The 13,971-nt window shown below is 72.2% G+C and carries 11 protein-coding genes; 5 read left to right on the top strand and 6 right to left on the bottom strand.

The genetic code is table 11. The features are described 5' to 3' along the window. The gene (locus B1L11_RS16760) at positions 1-1,392 is read left to right on the top strand and encodes a pyridoxal-dependent decarboxylase (protein ID WP_143737318.1); all 1,392 of its coding nucleotides are present in this window, start codon (positions 1-3) and stop codon (positions 1,390-1,392) included. A gap of 167 nt (positions 1,393-1,559) precedes the next feature. On the opposite strand, the gene B1L11_RS16765 is transcribed toward B1L11_RS16760, so the two are convergent. Further along, entirely contained in the window at positions 1,560-2,525 is a 966-nt protein-coding gene (locus B1L11_RS16765) for a hypothetical protein (RefSeq protein ID WP_079315336.1), read from the bottom strand. A gap of 216 nt (positions 2,526-2,741) precedes the next feature. Here B1L11_RS16765 and B1L11_RS16770 point away from each other — a divergent pair, with 216 nt between their 5' ends. Beyond that, on the top strand, positions 2,742-3,314 hold the full coding sequence (locus B1L11_RS16770) for a hypothetical protein (protein ID WP_079315337.1): 573 nt from the start codon (positions 2,742-2,744) through the stop codon (positions 3,312-3,314). Between the two features lie 110 nt (positions 3,315-3,424). On the opposite strand, the gene B1L11_RS16775 is transcribed toward B1L11_RS16770, so the two are convergent. After that, positions 3,425-5,107, bottom strand: a complete 1,683-nt coding sequence (locus B1L11_RS16775; RefSeq protein WP_079315338.1) for a methylmalonyl-CoA mutase — start codon at positions 5,105-5,107, stop codon at positions 3,425-3,427. A gap of 196 nt (positions 5,108-5,303) precedes the next feature. Here B1L11_RS16775 and B1L11_RS16780 point away from each other — a divergent pair, with 196 nt between their 5' ends. Next, positions 5,304-7,040: a S8 family serine peptidase gene (locus tag B1L11_RS16780; protein ID WP_256862616.1), complete on the top strand. Its 1,737-nt coding sequence runs from the start codon at positions 5,304-5,306 to the stop codon at positions 7,038-7,040. Between the two features lie 130 nt (positions 7,041-7,170). Here the strand turns inward: B1L11_RS16780 and B1L11_RS16785 are convergent, their stop codons facing one another. Genes B1L11_RS16785 through B1L11_RS46885 form a run of 3 tightly spaced genes read right to left on the bottom strand, consistent with a single transcriptional unit; the run spans position 7,171 to position 9,651 of the window. Then, positions 7,171-7,890: a response regulator transcription factor gene (locus tag B1L11_RS16785; RefSeq protein WP_079315339.1), complete on the bottom strand. Its 720-nt coding sequence runs from the start codon at positions 7,888-7,890 to the stop codon at positions 7,171-7,173. Further along, on the bottom strand, positions 7,883-8,620 hold the full coding sequence (locus B1L11_RS45285) for a sensor histidine kinase (protein ID WP_179155187.1): 738 nt from the start codon (positions 8,618-8,620) through the stop codon (positions 7,883-7,885). The genes B1L11_RS16785 and B1L11_RS45285 overlap by 8 nt, the downstream gene beginning before the upstream one ends. Beyond that, entirely contained in the window at positions 8,557-9,651 is a 1,095-nt protein-coding gene (locus tag B1L11_RS46885; protein WP_179155188.1) for a hypothetical protein, read from the bottom strand. The genes B1L11_RS45285 and B1L11_RS46885 overlap by 64 nt, the downstream gene beginning before the upstream one ends. A 213-nt stretch (positions 9,652-9,864) precedes the next feature. Between B1L11_RS46885 and B1L11_RS16795 the strand changes: the two genes are divergently transcribed. Further along, entirely contained in the window at positions 9,865-11,250 is a 1,386-nt protein-coding gene (locus B1L11_RS16795) for a serine hydrolase (RefSeq protein WP_143737320.1), read from the top strand. A 13-nt stretch (positions 11,251-11,263) separates the two neighbouring features. Here B1L11_RS16795 and B1L11_RS16800 read toward each other — a convergent pair whose 3' ends face one another. After that, a complete protein-coding gene (locus B1L11_RS16800; RefSeq protein WP_079315342.1) occupies positions 11,264-11,809 on the bottom strand; it encodes a MarR family winged helix-turn-helix transcriptional regulator in 546 nt (181 codons plus the stop codon). 378 nt (positions 11,810-12,187) lie between these two features. On the opposite strand from B1L11_RS16800, the gene B1L11_RS54050 reads away from it, so the two are divergent. Next, positions 12,188-13,971: hypothetical protein (locus B1L11_RS54050; protein WP_143737321.1), on the top strand; the 1,784-nt coding region annotated here is incomplete at its 3' end.

Here is a 13,971-nt window from a genome sequence, read left to right on the forward strand (position 1 = left end):
ATGACCCCGAATCACGCCTGGGACATCGACGACTTCGTCAACGCCGCCGAGGTGACCGTGCGGGGCCTCGCCGCGTACGTGCGGGAGAGCCAGGACGGGGCGGCGCCGGTGCTGCGCCGCAGGCCGCCCGGGGAGCTGGCCGGACGGCTCGGGCTCGCCCGCTGGATCCGGGAGGGCGGCATGACCCCGGAGAGCTACCGGGAGTGGCTGGACGCCTATCTCGCGGAGGGCACCCGACTGCACCACCCGGCGTACCTCGGCCACCAGACGGCCGCGCCGGACTTCCCCGCCGCGCTGGCCGACTTCGTCCACGGCGCGATCAACAACCCCATGGCGATCTACGAGATGGGGGCCGCGGCGGCGACGGTCGAGTTCGAGGTGCTGCGCTGGATGCTCGGCAAGGTCGGCTTCCCCGAGGGCGGCGGCGTGCTCACCCACGGCGGGTCGCTGGCCAACCTGACCGCGCTGCTCGCCGCGCGGGCCGCCGCCGCGCCGGACGCGTGGACCGAGGGCGTGCCCGGCGATCTCGCCCTCCTCGCGCCGCCGTCGGCGCACTACTCGATCACCCGGGCGGCGGCGATCCTCGGCCTCGGCGAGCGCGCGGTCGTGCCGCTCGACGTGGACGACCTGGGCAGGATCGACGTGGCCCGGCTGCCCGAGGGGCTCGACCGGGCGCGGCGGGCCGGCCGCCGGCCGATGGCCCTGGTCGCGGCCGCCTGCGCCACCGGCACCGGCTTGTACGACGATCTGCGGCCCATCGGCGAGTTCTGCGCCGAGCACGGCCTGTGGTTCCACGTGGACGGCGCGCACGGAGCCTCGGCGCTGCTCAGCGAGGCGCATCGGCACCTGCTCGACGGCGTCGAGCTGGCCGATTCCGTCATCTGGGACGCGCACAAGATGCTGCGCACCTCGGGCCTCGCGGCGGCCGTGCTCGTCCGGCGCGAGGGCGACCTGGACGCCGCGTTCCGGCAGCGGGCCAGCTACCTGTTCTACGGCGACCAGGGGTTCGACCTGATCGGCAGGACCGTGGAGTGCACCAAGGCCGCGCTCGGGCTGAAGGTCTTCCTCAATCTGGCCTGGCGGGGTGAGCACGGCCTCGGCGAGCACGTGGCGCGGCGGTACGCCACCGCCCACCGCTTCTGGGAACTGGCCCGCGAGCGGCCCGGCTTCCACTGCCCGTACGAGCCGGAGAGCAACATCGTCTGCTTCCGGTACGGCGACGGCGACCAGGCCGCTATTCGCGAGACCCTCCTGGAGGAGGGCTCCTTCCACCTGACCTCGGCCGAGCTCGGGGGCGTCCGCCACCTGCGGGTGACGGTCATGGCCCCGGCCACCGACGACAAGACCCTCGAAGCCCTCCTCGACCGCGTCGCCGCCCTGTCCCGGCTCTAGAAGGCGGCGGGTTCGGCGTAGGTGCCCCACTCCTCGCGCAGGACGTCGCAGATCTCGCCCAGCGTGGCCTCGGCCCGTACGGCCTCCAGCATGGGCGGATCACGGTTCGGCCGGCCTGGTGCACGCCGGTACGACCGGGCGTAGAGCGGGTCACACGAGCGTGGTCGTCAGCGGGAGAAAAGGTCGATGATCTCGTGGCCACGGCGGGTGCGCAGGATCCACACCTCGCGCCCTCTGCGCTCCCTGCAGATCAGCCCGGCCGCCTCCAGACGGTCGCAGTGGTAGGTGATGGCGCTCGGGACCGTACCGGCCAGCGTGGCGAGTTGACCCATGGTCGTAGGCCGGGCCAGCGACGCCAGCAGGCCGGCCCGAGCCGGCCCGAGCATGGAGGCCAGCTCCTCGGCCGCTCGGCGCGCGGGATCGGCCCCGAGCCACAGGGCGTCCGCCCGCCGGAGCGGGTAGGCAATCCAGACGTAGCCGGGCAGGTCGAGGTTGAGGATCGTGGCGTCGGGCCCGGAGAGCATGGGCACGAGCACCAGCCTGCGACGGCCGAGGTCGTACCGCGCGGGCTCCTGGTCGCTCATATAAAGGCTGCCGTCCGCGAACCTGATGCGCTCGCTGAGCGTGCCGAGGAGCGCGTCAAGCGCGCCACGCACCACCGCCGTACCGACCCGCTCGACCTCCAGGTCGAGCAGCGGCTGCGCTCGCTCCCACAGAGGCCTGATCGCGGACCAGACGTCGGAGACGGCGCTCGCGTACCCGTTCAGCCACCGGCGCGGCCGCTCGGCGGCCCACCTCCAGTGCTCGGGAACCCGCTCCGGCCCGTACGCCTGCTCCATGTCGTCGAGCAGCGCGTCCGGCCGCATGTCGAGCAGCCAGGCGATCTGGGACTCCACGGAGGCGTCCGCGACCGGCGGCAGCGGGACGATCGTGTCCGGCGCCACGGAGTGGCCGGGCACGCCGAGCGGGCGACACGCCTGCTGGCCCTCGGCGCCGACGGACTCCCGGATCCTGCGCCGCCACCGCTCCGGCAGTCCCCGCCGTCGCGCGGCCACCGCGTCCACCAACAGCGACAGCACCGACACCTGCGGCGAGACCGCGACCGAAACCTCCGGGCTGGGGCGGAGCCGCAATTCGCTCCACGTCTCCGCGCGTCGCACCTTTCCCCCGAGGCACTTCTTCCACTACGTAAAGGCACACCCTAGCCAAGCCGACCGGAGCCCTTCTGAAGTTTCAAAGATCCGTGAAACCACCGAGGACGTCGCTTGCACGTTCGTTGAAATGGCCGGGAACCCGGCCGCACACGGCCCAAGCTGACCGAACGTTGAAATCTTGTGAAAGGACAGCACATGTCTATTCGGCTCGGCGGGCGCACTGCCACGTTCGGTCTCGCGCTGGCCCTCGCCGCCTCGGCGTCGGCCGCCGTCGCCGTCCCTGCCTCAGCCGCCCCGTCCCCGGCGACGGCGGCCGCAACGAGCACGTCTATCCAGAAGGTCCGGCTCTACGAACTGACGACCAAGGGCGACCAGGGCTTCTTCTACACGGCCAACCAGGCGGAGATGGAGCAGGCCGTCACCAAGCACGGCATGCGGGTGACCCAGACGCCGCTTTACTACATCTCCCGTACGGCCTTCCCCGGTGGCAAGCCCATGTGGCGGCTCCGCTACACGATCAAGTCGTCCTACCTGGTCACTGTCTCCCCCCAGGAGCGCGACCAGTTGGTCGGATCAGGCAAGTTCGTGAACGACGGCATACTCGGATACGCGGCCGAGGACGGCTGCGCCGCCGGCACGACCAAGGTCTGGCGTCTGAGCGACGACGGCAAGTGGCGTCTGGCCGTGGAGTCGCACATGATCAGCATCGTCAACAACGAGCCCGGCTGGAAGCTCGACGGCCGGGCCTTCAACCACTTCATGTCGTGATCGCTTTCCGGCCGCCGGCTGAGCTCCGGCAGCGCGCCGGGGATGCGGCGGCGGTCCGGCCGGAGCCTGTTCCCGGGACGTCAGGGCGAAGGGCGTCCGGGACCGCCGCGTCAGAAGGCGGCGGGTTCGGAGTAGGTGCCCCACTCCTCGCGCAGGACGTCGCAGATCTCGCCCAGCGTGGCCTCGGCCCGTACGGCCTCCAGCATGGGCGGGATCATGTTGTCGTCGCCCTTGGACGCGGCCCGCAGGGCGGCCAGCGCCGCGTCGACGGCCGCCTGGTCCCGCGCGGCGCGCCGCTCGGCCAGCACCCTGCGCTGCTCCACCTCGACCTCGTGGCTGATCCGCAGGATCTCCAGCGGCTGCTCCACGGTCGCGGTGTGGCAGTTCACGCCGACGATCCGCTTGTCGCCCTTCTCCAGCTTGCGCTGGTAGTCGAAGGCCGACTCGGCGATCTCCGACATGAACCAGCCGTCCTCGATGCCCCGCAGGATGCCGGCGGTCATCGTGCCGTCGCCGCCCATCTCCCGGATCCTCGCGAAGATCTTCTCCGCCTCGGCCTCCAGCCGGTCGGTCAGCGCCTCGACGTACCAGGAGCCGCCCAGCGGGTCGACGACGTTGACGACCTCCGTCTCCTCCATGATCACCTGCTGGGTGCGCAGTGCGATCTCGGCGGCCTTCTCCGACGGCAGCGCGAGCACCTCGTCCAGCGCGTTGGTGTGCAGCGAGTTGGTGCCGCCGAGCACGGCCGCCAGCGCCTCGATGGCGGTGCGGACGACGTTGTTGTCCGGCTGCTGCGCGGTCAGCGACACCCCCGCCGTCTGGGTGTGGAAGCGCAGCCACTGCGCCTTCTCGGTGCGCGCGCCGTACACGTCGCGCATCCAGCGGGCCCAGATGCGCCGCGCGGCGCGGAACTTCGCGATCTCCTCGAAGAAGTCGATGTGCGCGTCGAAGAAGAACGACAGGCCCGGCGCGAACACGTCCACGTCCAGTCCGCGCGACAGGCCCAGCTCGACGTAGCCGAAGCCGTCCGCGAGCGTGAAGGCCAGCTCCTGCGCGGCCGTGGCCCCCGCCTCGCGGATGTGGTAGCCCGACACCGACAGCGGCTTGTACGCGGGGATCTCGGCGGCGCAGAACTCCATCAGGTCGCCGATCAGCCGCAGGTGCGGCTCGGGTGCGAACAGCCACTCCTTCTGCGCGATGTACTCCTTGAAGATGTCCGTCTGGAGCGTGCCGTTGAGCTTCCCCACCGGCACGCCCTGCCGCTCGGCCGCGACCACGTACATGCAGAAGATCGGTACGGCGGGCCCGCTGATGGTCATCGACGTGGTGACCTCGCCGAGCGGGATGCCCTCGAACAGCAGGTCCATGTCGAGGGCCGAGTCGATCGCCACACCACAGTGGCCCACCTCGCCGAGCGAGCGGGGGTCGTCGGAGTCGCGGCCCATCAGCGTCGGCATGTCGAACGCCACCGACAGGCCGCCGCCGCCGGCGCCGAGGATCATCTTGTAGCGCTCGTTGGTCTGCCTGGCGTTGCCGAACCCGGCGAACTGCCGGATGGTCCAGGGACGGCCTCGGTATCCGGTCGCGTACAGGCCCCGCGTGAAGGGGAACTCCCCCGGCCAGCCGATGCGCTCGAAGCGTGGATCATCACCGGGCGGCCCGTAGACGGGGTCCACCTCCAGCCCCGACAGGGTCCGGAACTCGCGGTCCCGTTTGAAGGCGGCGTCGTATCGCGCCTGCCAGCGGGCCCTGCCCGCCTCGATCGCCTCGGCGCTCGTCGCATCCGGCTTCATCTACCCCTCCCCGGGTCTCACTCTCCGAGAAAATACTAGGACGTCCTACTAAATTCGGCCACAGCGCTCCCCCGGCTGACCCATCGCCTCCCCGGCAGTCATGTCACACGTTGGTCGCGAATTGTCACGGACCTTTGACAGAGCCAGGAAATCTCCAAACATGGTCAGCGCCCTTGAAGTCCACACGGAGGTGGATGTGAAGCGCTTGACAGTCGTCGCCGCGACCGCGGCGATGGTGGCGGCAACCCTGGCCACACCCGCGCAGGCCGTACCGGCGGCCGCCGGGTCGGCGGCCCAGACCGAATACGTGGTTCTGTACAAGGAAGGCGCGGCAGCGGCGGACGCCCAGAAGGCGATCGAAGCGGCGGGCGGCAGCGTGATCAAGGTGAACGCCGAGGTCGGGCTGGCCACGGTCAGCACCACGAACCCCGACTTCGCGGCCGCCCTGCAGGGCGCCGCCGTCATCGAAGGGGTCGCCCGCAACCGCGTGATCGGCAGCGCGCCGGACGACGCGAAGGCGTCCGCCGCCGTGAAGAAGGCCGTGGAGAAGGCGGCCAAGAGCAAGGCCGTGGAGAAGGAGGGCCGGGGCGGCGCCACGGGCCCCAAGTGGGGTCGCAACGTCAAGGACGAGCCGCTCGCCGACCTCCAGTGGGACATGAAGCAGATCCACGCGGACCAGGCGCACAGGTTCGAGCAGGGGGACAAGGGCGTCCTCGTCGGCATCCTCGACACCGGCGTCGACGGCTCGCACCCCGACATCGCGCCGAACTTCGACCGGAGGCTGAGCCGGAACTTCACCGTCGACCTGCCCGCCGACGCAAACGGCACCGTGATCGACGGGCCGTGCGAGGAGGACCCCGACGGCTCCTGCACCGACCCGAACGACGTGGACGAGGACGGCCACGGCACCCACGTCGCCTCGTCGATCGCCGCGCCCATCAACAAGCTGGGCATCTCGGGCGTCGCGCCGAAGGTGACGATCGTGAACCTGCGGGCCGGCCAGGACTCGGGCTACTTCTTCCTCCAGCCCACCGTCGACGCCCTCACCTACGCGGGCGACATCGGCGTCGACGTGGTCAACATGAGCTACTACATCGACCCGTGGCTGTTCAACTGCGCCGACAACCCGGCCGACAGCCCCGAGGAGCAGGCCCAGCAGCGGCTGTACATCGCCGCCACCCAGCGGGCGATCGACTACGCCCACGCGCGCGGCGTGACGCTCGTCAGCGCGGCGGGCAACGAGGCGATCGACTACACGAAGACGAACGTCGACAGCGGCAGCCCCGACTACGCCACCTTCCCCGGCCAGCAGACGGAGCGGACCCGGACCATTCCCCCGTCCTGCGTCTCGCTGCCGAACGAGTCCGAGCACGTGATCGCGGTCTCCTCGACCGGGATCAGCAAGCGGAAGGCCTACTACTCGAGCTACGGCAACGGCTACATCGACGTGGCCTCGCCCGGTGGCGACGTCTACGACACCCCCGGCAACACGAGGGACATCACCAAGGCCACGCTCTCGGCCTATCCCAAGGCGCTCGCCGTCGCCAACGGCGAGATCGACGAGAACGGCGACCCGACGGTGCCGCATGTGGTGAAGGACTGCAAGGGCTCTGTCTGCGCCTACTACCAGTACCTGCAGGGCACCTCGATGGCCTCGCCGCGCGCGGCCGGGGTCGCGGCGCTGATCGTCAGCCGGTACGGCCAGCGCGACCGCGCCCGCGGCGGCCTCACGATGGACCCGGACAAGGTGGAGGCGATCCTCAAGGGCACGGCCACCAGGACGGCCTGCCCGAACCCGCCCGCCTACACCTACACCCGCCATCTGCCGGACGGCACCACGGCGACCGCCACGCACACCTGTGAGGGCACCGCCGACAACAACGGCTTCTACGGCAGGGGCATCGTCGACGCCCTGCGCGCCGTCGGCCGCTGAACTGAGCTGAGCTGACCCCGAATGGCGCACCCGTGCGCCTGAGCTCACCGGAGTAGGCGCACGTGCGCCTACTCCGGCCGGTGACGCACCCGTGCGGTGGTGCGTCACCGGCCCGCCCGGGCGGCGCGGATCAGGAACCGCCGAGATAGGCGAGGACCGCGGCGACCCGGCGGTGGATGTCCGGGCTGGCCTCCAGCCCGAGCTTCAGGAAGATCGAGTTCACGTTCTTCTCCACTGCGGAGATCGACAGGGACAGCGCCCGCGCGATGCCGCCGTTGGACCTGCCGCGCGCCATCTCACGCAGCACGTCACGCTCCCGGGGCGTGAACGCCTCCCGCTCTCCCCGTACGGCGCGGCGCGCCAGCAGCCCCTCCACCACCTTGGGATCGATGACCGAGCCGCCCGCGGCGACCGAGCGGATCGCGCCGAGCAGTTCGTCGAGGTCCCCCACCCGGTCCTTCAGCAGGTACGCGAGACCCTCGGTGCCGCCCCTGAACAGCTCGAAGGCGTAGATCGAGTCGGCGAACTGCGACAGCACGACGACGCCGACGCGGGCATCGGCCGCGCGGATCCGGTGGGCGGCGTCGATCCCCTCGAACCCCTGCCGCCACCCCTCGGCCGGCATGCGGATGTCGGTGACGACCACGTCGGGACCGAGCCGCCTGGCCGCGTCGACCAGTTCCGCCGCGCCCCCCAGCGCTCCGACCACCGCGACCTCCCCCGAGCTCTCCAGCAACTGCCGGGTGCCCTCCCGTACGAGGTAGTGGTCGTCGGCGACCAGGGCGCGCAGCCTGCGCGGTTCCCTGTCGGCGGGCCCGGCAGCGGGCCCGGTAACGGGACCTTCAGTCATTGGCGGTCACCCAGGCGCGCACCCGCGTTCCCTCTCCGGGGCCGGCCGTCGTCTCGAGCCCTCCGCCGAGCGCCGCCATGCGGTCGGCCAGCGTGGCCAGTCCGCGGCGTGGCACCTCCCGGGGGTCGAATCCCGCCCCATCGTCGGTCACGGACGCCTGAAGCCTGCCGGCGTCGTGCCAGAGCCGCACCTCGATCCGCGACGCCCCCGCGTGCTTGAGCGCGTTGGCGATCGCCTCGCTGACCACGAAATACATCGCTCCCTCGATCTCGTCCGGGAACCTGCGGGTGCGCAGGGCCGGATCGGCCGTCACGGTGGTCGCGACCGGCAGGCCCGAGCATCGCCCCTCGACGGCCTCCACCAGCCCGCCCTGGCTCAGCACGGAGGGATGGATGCCGGCCGCGAGGTCCCGCAGGTCCGCCAGCGCCTGGCGGGCCTGTTCCCGCAGCAGGGCCAGGGACTCGGCCCCGCCGCCGGTCGCGCGGGCCAGCTCCAGCCCCGCGATCAGCGCCACGAGCTGCTGCTGCACGCCGTCGTGGATGTTGCGCTCGATCCGCCGCCGCTCGGCCTCCTGGGCGTTCACCAGCCGGGCGGCGAGCGCCGCGCTGCGGATCGCGAGCCCGACCGGCACGGCCAGGGCCGCGAGCAGCCGCCGGTCGTCGCGGGTCAGCCGCCCGGCCGCTCTGGGCCCGCAACTGATGCGCCCCAGCCCGGCCGGGACGGTGAGCACGGCGTCGCCCCGCTCCTCCCCCGCCACGACGCGGGTGCCGTCCGCGAGCTCGACGGCGGCCCAGCGGACGTCCAGTCCCGCCCGCACCGCCTCCGCCAGCCGGCCGAGCTGCTCGACCGGCTCGGCCTCCTCCAGATCCGGTCCGAGGCGGGACAGCAGTTCGTCGACCGTCGGGCGGACGTCGAACACGAGGTACAGACGCGAGCCCCTGACGCCGACCCGGATGTCGAGCAGGTCGTGCCGCAGCACGGCGGCGCCGATGGCGGCCGGCAGCGCCCCACCAGGCCCAGCACCCCGACGACGTCGGCGGCGTCGTGCGGTTCCGACGCTCCCGAAAACATGATCACGACGAAGGCGCCGAGGTTGGCCAGCAGGCCCGCCACCATCCAGCCCAGCCGGCCCCGCTCGGGCGGACGGCTGTGCCGCAGACGGAGGAGAAGGCCGCCCAGCACCACCAGCGCCAGCAGGAAGGCGGCCAGCTGCCCGGCCGTCGCCAGCAGCACGGCGACGAGGCCGAGCGGTCCCCGCAGCCCGAGAGGGTTGGCGTGCACGACCTCGTCCGGATAACCGCCTGGCATGAACAGCACGCCCAGCCAGTGCGCGGCGATCGCCACGGCCGCCGCGACCGCGACGACGCGCCAGCGCCGTGACGGCAGCCTCCCGTCGGGGAACAGGAGCGGCACCAACACCCACGACAGGCCGTAGAAGACCGGGAACGCCGAGCTCAGCACGGCGCCGACGACGATCGGCCAGTACGGATCAGGACCGAGCCGGAGCAGCAGGCCGATACCGAGCCCGCCCAGCCCGAGACAGTCCGCGGCCGCCAGCAGCAGCCAGCCGTAGGCGTTGTCCGGCCGCCGGGCCGCGATCAACCAGCCGAGGGCGGGCAGGAGCAGGGCGATCGCCATGAACGCCCACTGCGACGCGGGGGCCGGCAGCCCCGTCTCGAGCAACGCGCCGGCCACGATCCCGGCGGCGGCGACGGCGGCCATGCCCGCCGCGAGCGGCCGGACCGCTGCCGTGGACTTCATGGCAGGCATCCTGACGGGCGCGCGCGTCCACCGTCTATGAGGTTGTCCTCACATTCGGTGCGGCTCCCCGCAGCCCGCAAGCCGGGGGCCCGCCGGATACCGGGACCGCGCAGTGATCTTTAGCGTGAGATCACGTGGACGCCCACCGCCGCGGCGAACCGCCGACGGCCCCGCACCCGGGCGCCGGATTCCCTACCTCGAAGGAGCTCTCTCGTGCCGATCGCGCCGAGATCCATGCGCAGCAGGACGATTCCCCTCATGAGCGCGGCGCTCGCGCTCGCCGCGGCGACCACCGCCGCCCCCGCCGCCGCGGCTCCCGCCGCCGTCAGCGCCGGTGCGACGCTCGCGGCGCCCACCCCCGCAGCCACACCGGACATTCCGAACTCACCGGTGGGCGAGCAGCTTCGCTGGCTCCTGGCGGCGGCCGCCGCCCTCCCGATCCCCGAGGACCAGATCAGGGCACACTTCAGCACCGGCTTCCTCACGCAGGTCCCCCCGGCTCAGGTCAACGAGGTCCTGAAAAGCCTGGGCGGCCTGCGGCTCGAGTCGCTGACCCAGGTCACGCCCACCGCCCTCTCCGGGGTGGTCACGACCGCCCAGGGACGTCTCCAGCTCTCCCTGTCCGTCGACGGCCACGGGAGGATCGACACCCTCCTGTTCGGCCTGGAGCAGCGCGAGGCGCCGCGGAGCTGGGCCGAGCTGGACAAGCGCCTGCGTGCGCTCGCCCCCCGGGTGGGGTTCCTGGCGGCCGAGGTGCGCGGAGACGGCAGATGCCGTACCGTGCACGCCCTCGCGCCCACCACCCCACGGCCGCTCGGTTCGATGTTCAAGCTGTACGTGCTGGGCGCGACGGCCGAGCAGGTCAAGAAGGGCCGGCTCTCCTGGGACACGTCCCTGACCATACGGCCCGAGCTGAAGAGCCTGCCCAGCGGCACGCTCCAGGACCGTCCGGACAACAGCACGGTCTCCGTACGGGAGGCGGCCAAGCTGATGATCTCGATCAGCGACAACACGGGCGCCGACCTGCTGATCGACAAGGTCGGCCGCGCCCGCGTGGAGGCGCAGGTGGGGCGGTGGTCCGGTCACGCGGCGCTGAACCGGCCGTTCCTCACGACCAGGGAGCTCTTCCTTCTCAAGGGCGCGGACTACCCCCGCCTCGCGAAGAAGTACCTGTCGCTCGACCGCTCCGGGCGGTACCGCTATCTGGCCACCACCGTCGCGCGTACGCCCCTGACCGAGGTGAAGCCGTGGAGCAAGCCCAGGGACCTCGACAGGCTGGAGTGGTTCGCCTCGCCCGGGGACGTCTGCCGCGCCTTCTCGGGCCTGTCGGCGCTGAACACGCCACCCCTCAGCGAGGTCATGTCGGCCAACGACGCCGGGCTGGGGCTCGATGCCAAGGCCTGGCCCACCGTCTGGTACAAGGGCGGCTCCGAGCCCGGCGTGCTCACCATGGGCTTCCTCGCCCGTGACGCCGGGGGCAGGACGTACGTGGTGACCGTGCTCACCAGCGACCCCCGCACCGCACTGGACGAGACCACGGCCGCGCCCGAACTGCTGGCCCTCGCCCGGGGCTCGTTCGCGATGCTGGCCCGCGTCTGATTCTCGGGCCGCGTCAGGAACTGAAGTCGCCCGCGGCGACGCGCAGGGTCCTGAGCAGGCCGAACATCTCGTCCAGCTCGGCCTCGTCGTACATGCCCATGCAGAAACCCGCGTTCATCAGATCGGCCGTGGCCCGCCGCACGATGTCCCGGCCCTCGTCGGTGATCTCGGCGAGCACGCCGCGGCCGTCGCGCGGGTTGCGCATGCGGCGGACCAGGCCGGCCCGTTCGAGGCGGTCCACGGTGTTGGTCACGCTCGTCGGGTGCACCATCAGCCGCTCGCCGATCTTCGACAGCGGCAGCGACCCGGCCCGGCTGAACGTGAGCAGCACGAGCGCCTCATACCTGGCGAAGGTCAGGTCGTACGGCTTGAGCAGCGTGTCCAGTTGCGCCAGCAGGATCTGGTGGGCTCTCATGATCGAAGTCACGGCGGCCATGGCGGACGACGGCCCGAACGTCGAACGCCAGGTCTCGGCCGCCCGCTCGATCGGATCGAACGGGAGCTTGAGCGGCCGGGGGCCACCCGTGGGCGGCGGCTCTGAGCTGGGCGGAACGGACACAGCGATATACGGTAGCGCGACGTCCGCCAAGATCGATCGGCGCACCGAGCGTAACCGGATTCATTCCTTGACCCCAGAACTCCCCCCGTACGGGTCACGCTCCGTTATGGTTGCCACGTCGAAAGGTGAGGCGGCGGCAAACCCGGCGGCACGGGGAACCCCGTCTGCTAGAGGACGTCTCGCGGACGGGGGTCCGCGGGGGACGCGTCCGACGGCGGGCGAGGCGAGGCCGGCCGGCGAACCAGCGCCACGGGGAACGGCGTGGGTTCGCGCACCGCTCACACAGACACGGGGGGAGATTCTCAATGGACAGCATCGCTGTCCCGGCGCCGCATGCGCGCCGGACTTCGGCGGCGTGGCCGGGGGCCGCGCCCTGCTGTGGGTGAGCATAGGGGCGGTTCACGCGGTGAGCTGAGACACGGCGCGCTGGTCGCGGCGACCGTGCTGTTCGTGCTCGCGCTCGTCGCCGCGTGGAGCGTCCTCATTCCCGGTTTCATGGACTGGGACGACATAGTGGCGGCCGTCATCGGCTCGCTGCGCCTGACGGGGCCGCTCGGAGCCGCGTTCGCGGCCTGGGTCGCGTTCCGGAGGCGCCGCGCCGAGAAGGGCCGTGTCCTGACGCCGTGGCGGGCCGTCAAGGCGCCGTTGTCGATCATCGCAGTCGTCACCGGCTCCTTCGGGGCCACCGTGCTGCTGCTCGGGCTGCGCGCCGCGCTGACCGGGCAGGGCGGGCCGCTGCTGCCCGGCGGTCTCGCGATGTCCGTCGCCGGGCTGGGGCTGTACGTCGTGATCGGCTGGATCCTGGGCTGGCTCGTGCCGGTCGTCGTCGTCCCGCTGATCGCGGGAGCCGGCACGTTCGGGCTGTTCACCTGGCTGGCCACCGGGCCCAACTGGGCCGACCGGCTCGCGCCCGCCACCGGCGAGCCGTACGACCTGCTCTCCGGCGTCAGCGAGACCGCCTACGCGGACCAGACGCTGTGGCTGCTGGGCCTCAGCACCGCGCTGCTCCTCGGATGGGTGGCCCTGGTGACCCGGCGCACGCTGGCGCTGGCCGCCGCGGTGATCGCCGTGCTGGCCGCCGGGACCGGCGCGGCCCGGCTCGTCACCGTGCCGCGGACGATGCCGGTGAGCGAACGCCTCGTCTGCCAGGAGTGGCCGATCAGCGTCTGCGTGCATCCGGCGTTGCGCGGGGGCCTGGCCGAGCTCGCCATCGTGTTCACCAGGCTCGCCATGAAGCTGGCCGGCACGCCGGCCGCCTTCAACAGGGTCGAGCAACGGGCGTACGGCGAGGAGGACTCCGTGGGGCCGGGAATGGTCGTCGTGCACATCGACGACCTCGGGCCGGGGTACGCCCAGCGGGCGGCCGCCGAGTTCCTCGACCGCCTGGCCCGCCCCTGCCCGGGAACCGTGGCCGCGGGTTACCGGGCCATCGTCGTCGCCTGGCTGCGGGATGTCTCGCTGCCCAGCGGACCGTTGCGCGAGCACCACCAGGCGGCCTTCTGGTTCTCCGAACTGAGCGACGAGCAGCGGCACGACTGGCTGCGCATGTTCTACTCCGACTTCGTCTCCTGCGGCCTGCAGGCCAAGCACTTCGGTGGCGGCACCCGGATCGCCGACCCCGTCGCGTCCGCCTATCCGATGAACCCCACTCCCGCGTACACGCCGGACTACCCGGTCGAGCCGACCCCTGCGGGTACGGCCGTCGCCACCGGCCTGCCGGCCCGGCCCGACTCCGGCTGGGATCGGGGGCACGGACCCGCGCGGCGGCGAGACCGGTCCGGGATGGACCGGCCCGAGCCCGTCCGCCCCCGTGTGGCCGTCCCCCGCCGCGAGCCCCCGCGGGCCGGGATCCGGTGGGTCAGGGCCCGTGGGGTCAGGGTCCGACGGGGCGGGGCCCGATGGGCCAGGGTCCGATGGGCCAGGGTCCGATGGGGCAGGGCCCGATGGGCCGCCCGGGTTATCCGGGTCCGTGGGACAGGCCGAACGGCGAAGGGGCGCGGAGAGGCGGCCCCTGGGCTCCCGGTCCGGGACGGTCGCCGCACCCCTGGCGGCCCGGCAGGACCGGCAGGCCCGGTGACACCGCGTCCCCGGACCGGCCGGGTGCGCCCGGCGGGCCGGAACGGCCTGGCGCGCGAGCCCCTCACCCGCCCAGGACCGGCCCG

Source organism: Microbispora sp. GKU 823, from assembly GCF_002027145.1.
Taxonomy (GTDB): domain Bacteria; phylum Actinomycetota; class Actinomycetes; order Streptosporangiales; family Streptosporangiaceae; genus Microbispora; species Microbispora siamensis.

Excerpts from the sequence above, each read along its gene's own strand:
- B1L11_RS46885 (WP_179155188.1), bottom strand. The coding sequence starts at position 9,651 with ATGAAGTCCACGGCAGCGGTCCGGCCGCTCGCGGCGGGCATGGCCGCC.
- B1L11_RS16785 (WP_079315339.1), bottom strand. The coding sequence starts at position 7,890 with ATGACTGAAGGTCCCGTTACCGGGCCCGCTGCCGGGCCCGCCGACAGG.
- B1L11_RS16760 (WP_143737318.1), top strand. The coding sequence starts at position 1 with ATGACCCCGAATCACGCCTGGGACATCGACGACTTCGTCAACGCCGCC.
- B1L11_RS16770 (WP_079315337.1), top strand. The coding sequence starts at position 2,742 with ATGTCTATTCGGCTCGGCGGGCGCACTGCCACGTTCGGTCTCGCGCTG.
- B1L11_RS16775 (WP_079315338.1), bottom strand. The coding sequence starts at position 5,107 with ATGAAGCCGGATGCGACGAGCGCCGAGGCGATCGAGGCGGGCAGGGCC.